The 16,674-nt window shown below is 17.2% G+C and carries 16 protein-coding genes; 5 read left to right on the top strand and 11 right to left on the bottom strand.

What is annotated here, in order from left to right:
• Positions 1-9: 9 nt before the first annotated feature.
• From C3B56_RS01245 to lepA, 7 genes are all read right to left on the bottom strand, one after another.
• Positions 10-1,227 (bottom strand): IscS subfamily cysteine desulfurase, encoded by a 1,218-nt coding sequence (locus tag C3B56_RS01245; protein WP_126071613.1) that lies wholly within the window; start codon positions 1,225-1,227, stop codon positions 10-12.
• 72 nt (positions 1,228-1,299) lie between these two features.
• Positions 1,300-2,553 (bottom strand): serine hydroxymethyltransferase, encoded by a 1,254-nt coding sequence (glyA, locus tag C3B56_RS01240; protein WP_126071612.1) that lies wholly within the window; start codon positions 2,551-2,553, stop codon positions 1,300-1,302.
• Positions 2,554-2,585: 32 nt separating this feature from the next.
• Complete coding sequence (tadA, locus tag C3B56_RS01235; RefSeq protein ID WP_232817388.1) at positions 2,586-3,032, bottom strand: tRNA adenosine(34) deaminase TadA; 447 nt, start codon at positions 3,030-3,032, stop codon at positions 2,586-2,588.
• Positions 3,033-3,038: 6 nt separating this feature from the next.
• Positions 3,039-3,422, bottom strand: coding sequence for a holo-ACP synthase (gene acpS / locus C3B56_RS01230; RefSeq protein WP_126071611.1), 384 nt, complete (start codon positions 3,420-3,422; stop codon positions 3,039-3,041).
• Positions 3,423-3,475: 53 nt separating this feature from the next.
• Positions 3,476-4,312 carry a GTPase Era gene (era, locus tag C3B56_RS01225; RefSeq protein WP_126071610.1) on the bottom strand — a complete coding sequence of 279 codons (837 nt, stop codon included), beginning with the start codon at positions 4,310-4,312 and terminating at the stop codon, positions 3,476-3,478.
• Positions 4,305-5,036, bottom strand: a complete 732-nt coding sequence (rnc, locus tag C3B56_RS01220; RefSeq protein WP_126071609.1) for a ribonuclease III — start codon at positions 5,034-5,036, stop codon at positions 4,305-4,307. The genes era and rnc overlap by 8 nt, the downstream gene beginning before the upstream one ends.
• A 168-nt stretch (positions 5,037-5,204) precedes the next feature.
• Complete coding sequence (gene lepA, locus C3B56_RS01215) at positions 5,205-6,995, bottom strand: translation elongation factor 4 (RefSeq protein ID WP_126071608.1); 1,791 nt, start codon at positions 6,993-6,995, stop codon at positions 5,205-5,207.
• A 76-nt stretch (positions 6,996-7,071) separates the two neighbouring features.
• Here lepA and ung point away from each other — a divergent pair, with 76 nt between their 5' ends.
• Positions 7,072-7,734, top strand: a complete 663-nt coding sequence (ung, locus tag C3B56_RS01210) for a uracil-DNA glycosylase (RefSeq protein WP_408608453.1) — start codon at positions 7,072-7,074, stop codon at positions 7,732-7,734.
• Positions 7,735-7,736: 2 nt separating this feature from the next.
• Here ung and grpE read toward each other — a convergent pair whose 3' ends face one another.
• Positions 7,737-8,315 (bottom strand): nucleotide exchange factor GrpE, encoded by a 579-nt coding sequence (gene grpE, locus C3B56_RS01205; protein WP_126071606.1) that lies wholly within the window; start codon positions 8,313-8,315, stop codon positions 7,737-7,739.
• Between the two features lie 92 nt (positions 8,316-8,407).
• Between grpE and C3B56_RS01200 the strand changes: the two genes are divergently transcribed.
• Positions 8,408-9,274, top strand: a complete 867-nt coding sequence (locus C3B56_RS01200) for an NAD(+)/NADH kinase (protein ID WP_126071605.1) — start codon at positions 8,408-8,410, stop codon at positions 9,272-9,274.
• Position 9,275: 1 nt separating this feature from the next.
• Here the strand turns inward: C3B56_RS01200 and glyS are convergent, their stop codons facing one another.
• Together glyS and C3B56_RS01190 are read right to left on the bottom strand one after the other, a co-directional pair.
• Positions 9,276-11,228, bottom strand: a complete 1,953-nt coding sequence (gene glyS / locus C3B56_RS01195; RefSeq protein ID WP_126071604.1) for a glycine--tRNA ligase subunit beta — start codon at positions 11,226-11,228, stop codon at positions 9,276-9,278.
• A gap of 24 nt (positions 11,229-11,252) precedes the next feature.
• On the bottom strand, positions 11,253-12,122 hold the full coding sequence (locus tag C3B56_RS01190; RefSeq protein WP_126071603.1) for a glycine--tRNA ligase subunit alpha: 870 nt from the start codon (positions 12,120-12,122) through the stop codon (positions 11,253-11,255).
• A 325-nt stretch (positions 12,123-12,447) separates the two neighbouring features.
• Here C3B56_RS01190 and rplY point away from each other — a divergent pair, with 325 nt between their 5' ends.
• The gene (gene rplY, locus C3B56_RS01185; protein WP_126071602.1) at positions 12,448-12,738 is read left to right on the top strand and encodes a 50S ribosomal protein L25; all 291 of its coding nucleotides are present in this window, start codon (positions 12,448-12,450) and stop codon (positions 12,736-12,738) included.
• Between the two features lie 14 nt (positions 12,739-12,752).
• Here the strand turns inward: rplY and gyrA are convergent, their stop codons facing one another.
• The gene (gene gyrA, locus C3B56_RS01180) at positions 12,753-15,281 is read right to left on the bottom strand and encodes a DNA topoisomerase (ATP-hydrolyzing) subunit A (protein ID WP_126071601.1); all 2,529 of its coding nucleotides are present in this window, start codon (positions 15,279-15,281) and stop codon (positions 12,753-12,755) included.
• A 338-nt stretch (positions 15,282-15,619) separates the two neighbouring features.
• Here gyrA and ndhC point away from each other — a divergent pair, with 338 nt between their 5' ends.
• Both ndhC and C3B56_RS01170 read left to right on the top strand, forming a co-directional pair.
• Positions 15,620-16,024 (top strand): NADH-quinone oxidoreductase subunit A, encoded by a 405-nt coding sequence (ndhC, locus tag C3B56_RS01175; RefSeq protein WP_126071600.1) that lies wholly within the window; start codon positions 15,620-15,622, stop codon positions 16,022-16,024.
• A gap of 21 nt (positions 16,025-16,045) precedes the next feature.
• A complete protein-coding gene (locus tag C3B56_RS01170; RefSeq protein ID WP_126071599.1) occupies positions 16,046-16,654 on the top strand; it encodes an NADH-quinone oxidoreductase subunit B in 609 nt (202 codons plus the stop codon).
• The last annotated feature ends 20 nt before the right edge of the window (positions 16,655-16,674 follow it).

Below are 16,674 nucleotides of genomic sequence, written 5' to 3'. Positions count from 1 at the left end.
TAATTCCTTTTATTTATTATTTAACCAATCAAAATTTTTTATATTTATTCCAGATTTAAACATTTCCCATAATGGTGACATATCTCTTAATTTTTTAATTGATTTTTTTAATATTAAAATTGTATATTTAATATCTTTTTCTGTAGTAAATCTTCCTATAGAAAATCTAATAGAACTATGAGCTAATTCATCAGAAACACCAATTTCTTTAAGAACATAAGATGGTTCTAAACTAGAAGAAGTACATGCTGATCCTGAAGAAACAGCTATATCTTTTAATGACATAATTAATGATTCACCTTCTACATAGTTAAAACTAACATTTAAAATATTAGATATTCCTTTTTTTATATTACTATTTAAATATATTTCTTCTATATCTTTAATACCATTCCATAATTTATATATTAAATATTTAATTTTAATATTTTCTAATGTCATTTCTTTATTTAAAATTTCACAAGCTTTTCCTATCCCTACTATTTGATGTACTGGTAATGTTCCAGAACGCAAACCAAATTCATGACCACCACCATGTATTTGAGCTTTAATATGAACTTTAGGTTTTTTTCTTATATATAAAACACCTATCCCTTTTGGTCCATATATTTTATGTCCTGAAAAAGATAATAAATCTATAGACAAAATATTTAAATCAATTGGTATTTTTCCTACGCTTTGAGAAGCATCAACATGAAATATAATTTTTTTAGATTTACAAAGTTTTGAAATTTTTTCTATATTTTGTATAGTTCCAATTTCATTATTAACATGCATAATTGATATTAAAATAGTTTTACTAGTAATATTTTTTTTAATATTTTTTACATCTATATATCCATTTTTATTAGGTTTAATATAAGTTAATTTAAATCCTTCATTTTCAAGTTGGCGACATGTATCTAATACAGATTTATGTTCTATACTACTTGTTATAATGTGATTTCCTTTATTTTTATAAAAATTTGCTATTCCTTTAATAGCTAAATTATTTGATTCTGTAGCTCCTGATGTAAAAATAATTTCTCTATGATGAGAGTTAATTAATTTAGATACTTGATTTCTAGATTTATTTATAGCTTTTTCAGCTTTCCATCCAAACAAATGAGATCTAGATGAAGGATTTCCAAAAATACCATCTAAATTTAAATATTTCATCATTTTATTAGAAATTCTTTTATCTACTGGTGTAGTAGAAGCGTAATCTAAATAAATAGGTAATTTCATTATATAAAATCCATTAAATTACATAATGTTTAATATTATATAATTTTAAAAATTAAATTTATAAAAATATAATTATTTATATATTATAAAATTTTTACAAATTTTAAGTACTTTTTTTTTTATATTAAATATTTTTTTAAAATCATTAACATTTTGTATAATATCATGAATCCATAATGTTAAAATACTAATTTCTTTCTCTTTAAAACCTCTTCTTGTAACAGCTGGTGTTCCAATTCTAATTCCTGAAGTTATGAAATATTTTTTTTTATCATTTGGGATAATATTTTTATTTACAATAATATTTGCATATTCTAATTTTAATTCTATTTTATTACCGGTAATATTTTTATTTTTTAAATCTAACAAAAATAAATGATTTTTAGTTATATTAGATATTACTTTATAACCTAAAGAAATAAATATTTTAGACATTAATTTAGAATTTATTATAGTTTGTATTTGATAAACAATAAATTTAGAATTAACGGCTTCTTTAAATGACATAGCTTTTGCAGCTATTATATGCATTAAAGGACCACCTTGAATTCCAGGAAAAACTGATTCATTTATTTTTTTACAAAAAAAATTTTTTTTTTCTTTAGATAAAATTAAACCACCTCTAGGACCAGCTAAAGTTTTATGCGTTGTAGTAGTTATAATATGTGCATATAATATTGGATTAGGATATAAATTTGATATTATTAATCCAGAAATATGAGATATATCTGCAAATAAATAAGATTTTGTATAATTAGCAATAAATCTAATTTTTTTCCAATTGCATAATCCTGAATAAGATGAAAATCCACCTATTATCATTTTAGGGCTATATTTACAAGAAATTTTTAGAATATTATTATAATCAATATTATTTTTTTTATTTAATTTATAATGTACAAAATTATATAATTTACCAGAAATATTTACTAATGAACCATGAGTTAAATGACCACCATGATTTAATTTAATACTTAAAATGGTATCACCTGGATTTAATAAAGCATTATATACAGAAAAATTAGCTTGAGAACCTGAATGAGGTTGAACATTAACGTAATTAGCTTTAAATAATCTTTTAGCTCTTTTTATTGATAAATTTTCTATTTTATCTATATATTTACATCCAGCGTAATATCTTTTTCCAGGATAACCTTCAGCATATTTATTTGTTAATTGAGAGCCTTGAATTTTCATAATATATTTGTTAATATAATTTTCAGAAGCTATTAGTTCTATATTTTCTTCTTGTCTTATAATTTCATTTTTTAAAAATTTCCATATTTTAAAATCATATTTAAATAAATTTTTATTATAATTTTTCATTAAATTTATAATATATTTTATATTTTATTTTTTTATTTTTTTCTTTTTTTTTTAAAAAAAATATTTATTAATTTTAAACATTTTTTAAATAAAATACCTTTTTTTATATTAATATATTTATTTTTTTTAAATTTAATTGTTAAATTTGTTAAATTAATTATATTATTATTATTTATTCCAAAAACAACTTTATTAATTCTACTATTAAATATTGCTCCAGTACACATAATACATGGTTCTAAAGTTGAATATAAAATAGAATTTTTCATTCTATAATTATTTAAATATTTACTTCCTTTTTTAATAGCAATAATCTCAGCATGAGATGTAGGATCATTAGATAATATTAAACAATTATAACCTTCACCAATTATAATATTATTAAATATTAATACCGAACCTATTGGAACTTCTTTATTTTTAAAAGATTTTTTAGCTAATAAAATAGCATATTTCATCCAAAAATTATGTATTTTCATATTATTTTAGGATTCTAAGATTACTAAAGCAAATATATAATTATTTTCATATGTTATAGTAACATGAATTTTATTTATATTTTTTTTTTTTTTTAAATAATGTGCATAATTTAAAAATTTTATTTTAGGTTTACCAATTTTATTTTTATATATTTCAAAACTATGGAAATTTAAACCATTCCTCATACCTATTCCTAAAGCTTTAGAAGCAGCTTCTTTTATAGCAAAAATTTTGGATAAAAAACGGTAAGATTCATTATAATTATAAATATAATCTTTTAATTCATTATTATTTAATAATTTATTTGCTAATTTTTTTTTTTTTGTGCTACATATTTTTTTTATACGTAACATATAAAAAAAATCAATACCTAATCCTATAATAGACATTTATGTTTTATTTTTTTTATAAATATAATATTTTTTATATATTATAATTATTTTTATTTTATCCAAATTTTTAAATGTACTTTTTTTTTAAATATTTTTTCAATTTCTTTTCTAGAAGATATACTAATATTTTTAATTTTAGAACCATTTTTACCAATTATAATTTTTTTTTGATTTATGTTTTTCATTTTTATTATAGATTTAATAAAATACATATTTTTTTTATATTCAAAATTATTAATTTCAATTTTAATATTATAAGGTATTTCTTGGTTTAAATTTTTAAGAGATTTTTCACGAATTATTTCAGTAATTATAGAATTTGGAGATTCACTAGTAAAATAGTATGATGGAAAATAATGAAAAGATTCAGGTAAATTATTTATTATAATATTATATAAATAATTTATATTAGTTTCTTTTTTAGAAGAAATAGAAATAATAGATAAAAAATTAGCTTTATTTTCTAAATATTTTATATGTAAAAATGTTTTTTGTTTGTTTTTAATTTTATCAATTTTATTTATTACACAAATAATTGGTATTTTAAATAATTTTATTTTTTCTAAAATTATTTCATCAAATTTATTCCATTTAGTACCATTTAAAACAAATATTATAATATTTGTATTATATAAAGATATTTCATATTTATTATTTATTTTATAAAAAAAATTTTTTTTTTTTAAAAAAAATGGTCCTGGAGTATCTATAAAAGCAATTTGGTAATTATTATTTGTAATAATTCCTAAAATATTTTTTTTAGTAGTATTTTTTTTATGTGAAATAATAGATATTTTTTTTGATAAAATTTTATTAAATAAAGTTGACTTACCAACATTAGTTTGTCCTATTATAGGAACAAAACTAAAATAATTTATTTTAAACATTTTCTTTAAAATATTTTATTCTTTTTAAAGCAGCTTTAGCAGCTTTTTTTTCAGCATCTTTTTTATTAAATCCTTGTCCGTATGTATTCAATTGCATAAATTTTCCAAATTTACATTCAACAAAAAATTCATATTCACTTGTTATAAAATATACAGAATATAATGGTGGTTTTAAATAATGTTTTTGTAAAAATTCTTGTAAAAGACTTTTAGGATCTTTATTATTTTCTGAAGGTTTTATCATATTAAAATATTTTTTATACCATAATAATAATGTTCTTTCTGTAATTTCCATATCGCTATCCAAATAAATACCTCCTACCAGGGCTTCTATTGAATTAGATAAAAATGATTCACGAATATTAAAAAAGTTTAATTCATTTATTCCTAAATATAAAAATTTTTGTAATTGAAAACCTCTTGCAATACTTGATAATGTGCTTCTCTGCACTAAAACGGATCTCATACGACTTAAATTACCTTCATTAGTACATGGATACATATTAAATAAAGTATGAGCCACTGAAAAACTTAATACCGCATCTCCTAAAAATTCAAGTTTTTCGTTATTTTTTAATTTAGCACTTCTATGGGTTAAAGATAATTTTAAAAATCTTATATCATTAAAATTATATCCTATATACCTTTCTAATTTTATTACAAGGATTCTTTCTATATAAAAAGATACATTTATTTCTTCTAATATTTCAAATACTTTTATCAATAACTACATATAAAAAAAAATAAAATAAAATACACTACAAGATATTTTTTCTTTTTATTATTATTTTTATTTTAACAATTTACTTATATTATATTTTGTTATTAAATTTATAAATTATAGTATAATTTAAATAATACAAAATAAATAACTTATATATCAAAATTTACATCATTTTATATTATAAATATCTAAAAACATTTTTCTAGAAAAAAATAATTTTCCAAAAATTTTCATTTTTTTTTTACCTTTTTTTTGGTTATTTAATAATTTTTTTTTTCTAGTTATATCACCTCCATAGCATTTTGAAATTACATTTTTTCTTATTTTTTTTATTGTTTTACGTAATATAATTTTGTTATTTATAGAAGCTTGAATTATAATATCAAATTGTTGTTTATTAATGTTTTGTTGTAATTTTTTAATTAACATATTTCCATAATATTGTGCATTTTTTTTATGTATTATAATAGATAATTCATTTATAATTTTAGAATTTATTAATATATTTAAACATATTAATTTTGATTTTTTAAATTTTTTAAATTTATAATCTAAAGATGCATATCCTTTAGAAATTGATTTAAGTTCATCAAAAAAATTTAAAATTACTTCCATCATAGGTATTTCGTAAATTATTTTAACTTGCTTATTATAATATAAAATATTCTTTTGTATTCCTCTTTTTTTCATACATAGTTTAATTATATTTCCTAAATAATTTAATGGTGAAAGAATGTGACATTCTACTATAGGTTCAAATATTGAATCTATATTATTTTTTATAGATAATAATTTATGTGGACTATCGATGTTAATTATTTTATTTTTATATTTTACTTTATATATAACAGTAGGAGCTGTTATAATAATTTTTAATCCATATTCTCTTTCTAATCTTTCTTGTATAATGTCCATATGTAACAATCCTAAGAAACCACATTTAAATCCAAACCCTAGAATAGAAGAATGTTCTTTTTTGTAAAAAAAAGATGAATCATTTAAACTTAATTTTTTTAAAGCTTGTTTAAAATTTTCATAATTTTTTTTACTTTTAGGAAATAAACCTGCGTATACTTGTGGTTTTGTTTTTTTAAATACAGATATTTTTTTTTTTATAGGATCATTTATTTTAGTTATAATATTTCCTATAATATTTTTTTTAGTGACTTTAATACCACATGTTAACCATCCAATATCTCCACATTGTAATTTTTTTTTTTTTATTTTTTTAGGTGTAAATATTCCTAAACTTTCTACACAATATACATTATTATTACTTAAAAATTTAATTTTATCTCCTTTATTGATAATACCACTTTTTATACATATTAATAAAACTATTCCTTTATATTTATCAAACCATGAATCGATAACTAATGCATTTAAACTTGATTTTTTTTTTCCATTTGGAGAAGGTATTTTTTTTATAATATTTTCTAATAAAATTTCTATTCCATAACCAGTTTTTGCAGAACAATGTATAACATCTTCTTTTTTAATATTTAACATATTTTCTATTTCTTCTAAAACTTTTTTTACATTAATGAATGGTAAATCTATTTTATTTAATACTGGAATAATAACTAAATTCATTTTAATAGCATTATTATAATTTGATAAAGTTTGTGCCTCTACACCTTGACTAGCATCTATTAATAATATAACTCCTTCACAAGCATATAAAGATCTAGATACTTCATATGAAAAATCAACGTGACCAGGGGTATCTATTAAATTTAATTTATAATTAATATTTGATTTTGATAAATAATTTAAAGTTACATTTCTAGCTTTAATAGTTATACCTCTTTCTCTTTCTAAATCCATAAAATCTAACATTTGTGTAAGAGGTGTTTTTTTATTAATTAGTCCTTTACAAATTTTAATAAATTTATCAGATAATGTTGATTTTCCATGATCAATATGTGCAATAATTGAAAAATTTTTAATATTATTCATAAATTATTTATTAATATAAAATATATTATATTTTTAATATTATACTTTAATAAATTATATAATTTATTAAAAATTAATGGTATTTAAAATGAAATGGATTTTTTTTTTAAAAAATGAAAATAAAAAAAAATATTTTTATAAAATAAAAAAATTTTTATATAAAGAATATTATTTAGGAAAAATTATTTATCCACCAAAAAAATATATATTTAATGCTTTAAAATTTACTAGTTTTGATAAAATTAAAATAGTGATTTTAGGTCAAGATCCATATGTTAAAAATAATCAAGCTGATGGATTAGCGTTTTCTGTATCAAAAAATGTTGATATTCCTCCCTCATTAAATAATATATATAAAGAAATTAAATCTAATTTTACAAATTTTAATATTCCAAAAAATGGTTGTTTAATTAAATGGGCTAAACAAGGTGTATTATTATTAAATACAATTTTAACTGTAGAAAAAAATAAAAAACTTTCTCATAAAAATATAGGTTGGGAAATATTTACTAATAAAATAATTAAATTAATTAATATGTATAAAAGTAAAATAGTTTTTTTATTATGGGGTTTACAAGCTAAAAAAAAAGCTTATTTAATAAACCCCAAAAAAAATTTAATTTTAACTTCTTCACACCCTTCTCCATTATCAGCTAATTATGGATTTTTCGGTTGTAAACATTTTTTAATTTCTAATAAATTTTTAATTAAAAATAATATTAAAGAAATTATATGGTAATTTTATTTTTTAGTATTTTTAGATACAATAACCATAGCTGGTCTTAATAATCTATTATTTATTAAATAACCTTTTTGCATTATTTCTAAAACTTTATTATTTTCAATTTTATTTGATTCTCTAATTGATATTGCTTGATGTATTTTAGGATTAAATTCTTCTTTTAAATCTTTTATAATAGTAACACCAAATTTAATGATAGTATCTAAAAATGATTTTAAAGTAAGTTCTATTCCTTTTAGAATAGAAATATCTATTTTTTTTTTTTTTGCTAATTCTACAGATTTTTCTAAGTTATCTATAGTTGGTAATAATTCATGAACAAAATCTTCTAAAGAAAATTTATAAATTTTTTCTATTTCTTGTTCATTTCTACGTCTCATATTTTCTATTTCTGCTCTTGATCTTAAATTTAAATCATTAAAATTATTTGTTAATAACATTATTTTTTTTTTTAATTTTTTAATTTTTTCTTTTAAAAAAAATTCATTATTTTTTAAAATTTTTTTTTCTTTTACATCTTTTTTTTTATCTTCTTTATTATTTATTTTTTTTTTATCATTTTTTGTATTATTATTCATATATATATCCTTTTATTATCAATAATTTTATATTTATTAATAAATATATTTTAAAATTTTATAAAATATATTAAATTTAAAATAGGTATTAAATGACAAAAATTTTTCATAATATTGGAATATTAGGAAGTATAAACCATAATAATGTTTTTAAAATATATGTTTTAATTAATAACTTTTTAAAGAAAAATGGTTATAAAGTTTTTTTTGAAATGAGTATTGCTAATAAATTTAAATTTAAAAATATAAAAAATATAAAAGAAATTGGAAAATTTTGTGATTTAGCAATTATAATAGGAGGTGATGGAAATATTTTAGGAGCTTCAAAATATTTATTATCATGTAATATAAAAATTATAGGTATTAATTTAGGTAATTTAGGATTTTTAGCTGACATAGAACCATATAATATAGAAAAAAAATTAAAAATTATACTTTCTGGAAATTATATAAAAGAGAAAAAATTTTTATTAGAAGCTTATGAATTTAATAATTTAAAAAAAATAGGAACTTCTTTAAATGAAGTTGTATTAAATTCTAAAAATATAACTAAAACAATAAATTTTAAAGTATATATTAATGAAAAATTTGCATTTTCTCAAAAATCTGATGGTTTAATTATATCTACTCCAACTGGTTCAACAGCTTATTCATTATCTATAGGAGGTCCTATTATAATGACATCATTAAATGTTATTGAATTAATTCCTATATTTCCACATACTTTATCTTCTAGACCATTAATTATTTCTAATAAAAATAAAATAAGAATTAAATTTGAACAAAATTATGAAAATATTCAAATTATTTTTGATAATCAAGTTATTAAATCAATAGATTCAAAACAAGATATTTTAATAAATTGTAATAAAAATTTTTTAAATTTTATTCATCCTTATAATTATGATTATTTTAAAATTTTAATATCTAAATTAGGTTGGTCTAAAAATTTATTTTAAATTAATTTATAATAATTGATTTATCAATTACTATAGAAGTTAATTTTAATATTTCGTTTAAAATATTTAATCTATTATTTATAATTTTTTTATTATTATTAAAAATTTTAATATTATTAAAAAATTTATTAGTAGGTATACATAAATTTATTAAAGACAATAAAATAAAATTAATATTATTATTATAAATAGCAAATTTAATTTGAAATTTTATTTTTTTTATTAAATTTAATAAATAAATTTCTTCATTAAATATAAAAAAAACATTTTTTATATAATAATTAATTTTAAATTTAGATTTTTTTATTATATTATATATACGCTTATTTATAGAAATTAAATTATTAAATATTTTTAATTTTCTAAAATAAGATATTATTTTAATTTTATTTTTTAAATTATAAAATTTCATATTACAATTAAATAAAATTGATTTAATAAAATTAGTATTATTTTTTTTTTTATATAAATAAAATATTCTTTTAATTATAAATTTATTAATAATATCTATTTTTTCTTTTTTTATATTATATATTTTAAATGTTTTTTTTATTAAATGATTTATATTAATATTAATTTTATTTTTAATAATTATATTTATAATACCTAATATAGAACGTCTTAAAGCAAAAGGATCAGAACTAATTTTTTTTTTTTTATTAATTATTATAATTCCTATAATATTATCTATTTTATCAGCAATAGCTAAAACACATGATATTAAATTGAATGGAATTTTATCTTTAAAAAATTTAGGTTGATATTGTTCTTTTATAGATAATGATACATTTTTATGTTCGTTATTTTTTTTTGAATAATACATTCCCATTATTCCTTGCATATTACTAAATTCTTTAACTATATTTGTTGTTAAATCACATTTTGATAAAAAACTAGATCTTTTAGAAAGATTTAATTTGGTATTAATTATTTTAGATATCCATAAAGATATATGATTAATTCTTATAGTTTTATCTTTTAAGGATCCTAAATTTTTATAAAATAAAATTTTTTTTAATTTAAAAAAATTATTTATAATTTTTTTTTTAATATCTTCATTTAAAAAAAAAATAATATCATGAAAACGATTATTAATTATTTGTTCATATTTTTTTATAATTTTTTTTTTATTTTTTAATTCTATATTAGAAACAAAAATAAAATATGGAATTAATTGGTTTTTTTTTTTATAAATTGGAAAACATTTTTGAATATATTTAATAATATATAATATTATTTCATTAGGTATTTTTAAAAAATTAATATTAAATTTAGATAATAACACTATAGGAAATTCTATTAATGAAGTTACTTCTTCCAATAATTTTTTTTCTAAATCTACAATACCAAAAATTTTATTAGATATTTTTTTAATTTGTGATATTATTTTATTTTTACGTAGGTAATAGTTTGCGATTATATTACCTTTTTTAAATAAAATATTTGGATAACTATAAGCGTTTTTAATATAAATTATATTATTTTTTAAAAAACGGCTTCCATATATAATACGGTTTGATTTTAAATTTAATATTTTAGTATTAATTAAATCTTTTCCTAAAATTATAGTAATATTTTTTATAGGTCTTATAAAATAATTTTTACCATACCCCCATCTCATTTTATTAGGTAAATTTATTTCTTCTATAGAACATTTTATTATATTTAATAATATTTTTTTTATATATTTTTTTTTAATATATAATTTATTATAATTTTTATTATTGATTTTATCTATTTTTTTTTTTTTTTTTATATTTAAATTATTTTTATTAATATTTATTATTTTAACTGCTATTCTTCTAGAAGTAGCGAACCAAATTATTTTTTTATAACTTATATTATTTTTATTTAAATATTTACAAATATTTAAATAAAAATTTTTTGCTATTTTTTTTAATATTTTTGCAGGTAACTCTTCAGTACCTATTTCCACTAAAAATGTATCTTTCATCTTTTTTCTCTATTTATAAATATTTTAAGATATATATTTTTTTGCTATAATTTTCGTTATATTATTTATTTTTATAATATAGTTTTGTCTTTCAATAGAAGAAATAGCTTGTCTTGAATCTAATAAATTAAAAATATGAATTATTTTTAAAGTAATATCATATGATGGCAATAATAATGGTTTATTAATATTTAAGAGACGTAAAATTTCTTTTTCATATTCATTAAAAATTTTAAAAAGAAATTTAATGTTAGCTTTTTTAAAATTATATATTGAATATTCAAATTCATGTTTATAAAATATATCTTTATAATTAATATTATTTTTGATTCCTATATTCCATATTATATCATAAATACTGTTTATTTCTTGTAAACACATAGCTATTCTTTCTAAACCATAAGTAATTTCACCTATTATAGGTTTACATTTTATATTTCCCATTTGTTGAAAATAAGTAAATTGTGTAATTTCCATACCATTTAACCATACTTCCCATCCTAAACCACATGCTCCTAAAGTAGGATTTTCCCAATTATCTTCTATAAAAATAATATCATTAAAATCAAAATTTATTCCTAAATATTTAAGAGAAGAAATATATAATTCTTTCATATTTATTAATGATGGTTTCATAATAACTTGAAATTGATAATAATAATATAATCTATTAATATTTTTACCATATCTTCCATCTGTAGGTCTTCTTGACGGTTGTACATATGCTGCATATATATTATTATTTCCTAAAGAATTAAAATAAGTAATAGGATGTGAAGTACCTGCACCAACTTCTAAATCAATAGGTTGGAATAAAGTAAATCCTTTATTAGACCAAAATTTTTGTAAATTAAATATTATATTTTGAAAACTTATATTAATATTATATTTCATATAAAAAATAATTCCAAAATTTATAAAATAATATATTTTAAATTATTTAAAAATGTAAATAATTTAAAATATTTTTAGATGTTGATATAATTTATATTATATAATATTATATAATATAACTTTTAATTAAATTAAATTATGATATAATAATAAAAAATATTTTTTAAAATTATAATATTTATTAATTAATTATATTATTTTATAATTTGATATAATTTTATAATATAAAAATAAAATTTTAAAAATAGATAATTTAATTTTTTTTAAATATTCATATTTATCAAAATATTAAATTTATAAATATTAATTTATTATAAGGATTTTAATGTTAAAAATAAAAGCAAAAAAAAGAGTTAAATTTGGTAAAAGTATTAATAAGATTTTACGTTTTAATAATAAAATTCCAGCTATTATTTATGGTGGTAATACATCTAAAAAAAATATACCAATAGAAATTTCTCATGATAAAATAATACATTTATATGAAAAAAAAATATTTTATAAAAATATTTTAATTTTAATTGACAAAAAAAAAAAAATAGTTAAAATAAAAGATATACAATATCATCCTTTTAAAAATCAAATTATTCATATTGATTTTTTAATAATAAAATAAAATTAATGAGATAATTATAAAGTAATTTTTTGTAAACTAACTACATTTTCATTTTTTGAAGTTTTTATAAGTATAACCCCTTGTGTATTTCTATTAATAACATTAATTTCTGAAACTTTAATTCTTACTAAAACTCCCATATTTGTAATCATTATAATTTGATCATTATCTAAAGTTTCAGTTGAACCTATTACTGAACCGTTTCTTTTATTGACTTTTATAGAAATTACTCCTTTGGTAGATTTAGATCTAATTGGATATTGGTTTATGTTAGTTCTTTTACCATATCCTTTTTTTGTTACTGTTAAAATTTTAGTATTAATATTTTTTTTAACTGTAATTAAAGACACAATTTTATCATTATTAATTAATTTCATTCCTCTAGTTCCAGATGATAATCTACTAGTTAAACGAATTTCTTTTTCAACAAATCTTAAAACTTTACCAAAAGAAGAAAATAACATAATATTATCAAAATCTTTTATTAAAGAAACACATATTAATTTATCATTTTTATTTAATTTTATAGATATCATACCATTACATCTAGGACGCATAAAAGCTGTAAGTAATGTTTTTTTTATTATTCCATTAGATGTAACCATTAATATATATATTTTTTTTAAAAATATATTTGAAAAAAAACTTACCGCTAAAATAGCTGTAATTTTTTCGTTATTTTTTAAATTTAAAAATTTAATAATAGGTTTTCCTATAGAATATTTACCAGATTCTGGTAATTGATGAGCTTTTAACCAATATATTGTACCAAAATTAGAAAAACATAAAATTGTATCATGAGTATTAGCTATTAATAATTTTTTTATAAAATCATTATTTTTAATTTTAACAGCTAATTTTCCTTTACCACCTCTGTGTTGAGTAACATATAAAGATAATAATTGATATTTAATATATCCTTTTTTAGATAAAGTAATAACTATATTTTTTTTTTGAATTAAATCTTCTTTTTTAATATTAAACTTAAAATATTTTATTTTTGTTCTTCTTTTATCACCAAAATTTTTTTTAATATCTAATAACTCATTTTTAATAATAGACATTAAATATTTTTTACATTTTATAGTTTTTTTAAGATCTTTTATTTTTAATTTTAATTCTTTATATTCATTTAATAAATTTGAATATTCTAAATTAGTTAATCTATATAATTTTAATTTTAAAATAGATATAATTTGTATATAAGTAAAATAATGATTCTTTCTAATATTATTTTTTATAAAATTGTCATATAAATTTTTATTCGATAAAAATTTAATATCATTATGTTTAATAAACCATTTTTTTGATATTAACTTTTTTTTAGCTAATTCTATTGTTTTAGTATTTTTTATTAAATCAATTATTTCTTTTATATTAAAAATTGCTATTATTAATCCTTGTAATATATGAATTCTTTTTTCTATTTTTTTTAAACTAAAAATTGATCTTCTAATAATTATATTTTTACGATGTTCTATAAAATAATTTATCATTTCTTTTAAATTTAAAGTTTTTGGGTTTCCTTTACATAAAGCAACCATATTAATTCCAAAAGAAATTTGTAATTTAGTTAAACTATATAAATTATTTAATATAATTTCACTAGAAGTGTTTTTTTTAAGTTTAATTAATATACGCATACCATCTTTATCAGATTCATCTCTTAAGTCACTTATTCCTTCTATTTTTTTATTCTTTATTAAATTAGCAATTTTTTCTATTAATTTTAATTTATTAACTTGATAGGGTAATTCATTAATAATAATTGATTTAGTATTATTTTTTTTATCTAATTCAATTATATGATTTCCTCTAATTAAAATTTTACCTTTACCTGTTTTATAATAACTTTTAATACCAACAGAATTATTAACAATTCCAGCAGTTGGAAAATCAGGTCCTTTAATATATTTCATTAATTCTTTAATTTTAATATTATTATTTTCAATAAAAGCAATACAACCATTAATTACTTCTTTAATATTATGAGGTGGAATATTTGTAGCCATTCCTACTGCAATACCTGTAGAACCATTAATTAATAAGTTAGGTATTTTAGTTGGTAAAATTTCTGGTATAAATTCTGTATTATCATAATTTTTTATAAAATCTACAGTATCTTTTTCTAAATCTTGTAAAAATTCGTTAGTTATTTTTGACATTCTTATTTCCGTATAACGCATTGCTGCAGCAGGATCACCATCAATAGAACCAAAATTACCTTGACCATCTATTAAAGTATATCTTAATGAGAAATTTTGGGCCATACGTACTATAGTTTCATAAACAGCAATATCTCCATGAGGATGATATTTACCAATAACATCTCCTACTATTCTGGCAGATTTTTTATATTTTTTATTCCAATAATTACCAATTATTTTCATAGCGTAAATAATACGTCTATGAACAGGTTTAAATCCATCACGTATATCTGGCAATGCTCTTCCAATTATTACTGACATTGCATAATTTAAATAAGATTGTTTTAATTCCTTTTCAATATTAATATTAATTATATTTTTTTTATATTTAATCATTTATTATATTTCCTTTAAATATTTCTATTAAATAACTAAAATTATTTTAAACTATTTTTTTTAAATATAAATTTATTATATAATTAATATTTAATAAATTTTATAATATTAAATGTCATGATATAATATAATTATTATAAATATTTAAAAATTTTAAAAAATAATTTTTATAATTTTTTAAAATTAATAAATATATTTATTTTTTTTGTATAATAAATATATTTTTTATTATATATTATTTAAATAAAAATATTAATTTTATTTTAATTTTATTATTTAATTTTAAAAATTAATATAATTTATATAAATTATATTTATAATAATTATTAAGTATTATAATGTTAAATCAAACTAATATTTTAAGTGAAAATGTATTTTTTTTTATATTTATTTTATTTTCTTTATTTATCTGTTTTTTTATGTTATTATGTGGATGGTTATTGGGTAATAGATGTATTACAAAAAATAGAAATTTACCATTTGAATCTGGTATTGATTCTGTAGGTAATACTAAAATTAATTTATCTATTAAATTTTATATTTTAGCTATGTTATTTGTTATATTTGATACAGAATCTATTTTTTTATATATATGGTCAATTTCTATAAAAGAAAACGGATGGTTGGGTTTTATTGAAATTTTATATTTTGTATTTATTTTAGTTATTGGTTTAATATATTTAATAAATATGAAATTATTAAATTGGAATAAAACATTAAAATTATATAAAATTAATGATTAATAATAATAGGTACTTTAATAAATGAAATATACATCTACAAGAATAAAAAAAAATAATAATAATTTTTATATTGGAAAATTATCTGAAATAATTCATAAAATAGTAAATTGGGGAAGGAAAAATTCTCTTTGGCCATATAATTTTGGTTTATCATGTTGTTATGTTGAAATGATCACTTCTTTTACATCAATTCATGATATTTCTAGATTTGGATCAGAAGTTTTAAGAGCTTCTCCAAGACAAGCTGATTTTATAGTAATATCTGGTACACCATTTATAAAAATGGTTCCAATAATAAAACGTCTTTATGATCAAATGTTAGAACCTAAGTGGGTTATTTCAATGGGTTCATGTGCAAATTCAGGAGGAATGTATGATGTATATTCTGTAGTACAAGGTGTTGATAAATTTTTACCAGTAGATATATATATACCTGGATGTCCTCCTAGACCAGAATCTTACATGCAGGCTTTAATGTTATTACAAAAATTAATAGGAAAAGAAAAAAGACCTCTTTCATGGTGTATAGGAGACCAAGGTATTTACCGTAAAAAAATTATATCTGAAAAAAAAAAAAAAAGAAATTATCGAATGTCTAAAAAAAATTTTAGAAACCCTGATAATTTTTAAAATAGTAATTAATAATTTAA

This window comes from Candidatus Annandia adelgestsuga, from assembly GCF_003956045.1.
In the GTDB taxonomy this organism is placed as follows: Bacteria; Pseudomonadota; Gammaproteobacteria; order Enterobacterales; family Enterobacteriaceae_A; genus Annandia; species Annandia adelgestsuga.
The sequence above is the reverse complement of the archived record's forward strand: the minus strand, read 5'-3'. Positions and strand labels throughout refer to the sequence as shown.

Coding starts and splice junctions, on each gene's coding strand:
- C3B56_RS01245 (WP_126071613.1), bottom strand. CDS start 1,227: ATGAAATTACCTATTTATTTAGATTACGCTTCTACTACACCAGTAGAT.
- glyA (WP_126071612.1), bottom strand. CDS start 2,553: ATGAAAAATTATAATAAAAATTTATTTAAATATGATTTTAAAATATGG.
- tadA (WP_232817388.1), bottom strand. CDS start 3,032: ATGAAAATACATAATTTTTGGATGAAATATGCTATTTTATTAGCTAAA.
- acpS (WP_126071611.1), bottom strand. CDS start 3,422: ATGTCTATTATAGGATTAGGTATTGATTTTTTTTATATGTTACGTATA.
- era (WP_126071610.1), bottom strand. CDS start 4,312: ATGTTTAAAATAAATTATTTTAGTTTTGTTCCTATAATAGGACAAACT.
- lepA (WP_126071608.1), bottom strand. CDS start 6,995: ATGAATAATATTAAAAATTTTTCAATTATTGCACATATTGATCATGGA.
- ung (WP_408608453.1), top strand. CDS start 7,072: ATGGTATTTAAAATGAAATGGATTTTTTTTTTAAAAAATGAAAATAAA.
- grpE (WP_126071606.1), bottom strand. CDS start 8,315: ATGAATAATAATACAAAAAATGATAAAAAAAAAATAAATAATAAAGAA.
- C3B56_RS01200 (WP_126071605.1), top strand. CDS start 8,408: ATGACAAAAATTTTTCATAATATTGGAATATTAGGAAGTATAAACCAT.
- glyS (WP_126071604.1), bottom strand. CDS start 11,228: ATGAAAGATACATTTTTAGTGGAAATAGGTACTGAAGAGTTACCTGCA.
- C3B56_RS01190 (WP_126071603.1), bottom strand. CDS start 12,122: ATGAAATATAATATTAATATAAGTTTTCAAAATATAATATTTAATTTA.
- rplY (WP_126071602.1), top strand. CDS start 12,448: ATGTTAAAAATAAAAGCAAAAAAAAGAGTTAAATTTGGTAAAAGTATT.
- gyrA (WP_126071601.1), bottom strand. CDS start 15,281: ATGATTAAATATAAAAAAAATATAATTAATATTAATATTGAAAAGGAA.
- ndhC (WP_126071600.1), top strand. CDS start 15,620: ATGTTAAATCAAACTAATATTTTAAGTGAAAATGTATTTTTTTTTATA.
- C3B56_RS01170 (WP_126071599.1), top strand. CDS start 16,046: ATGAAATATACATCTACAAGAATAAAAAAAAATAATAATAATTTTTAT.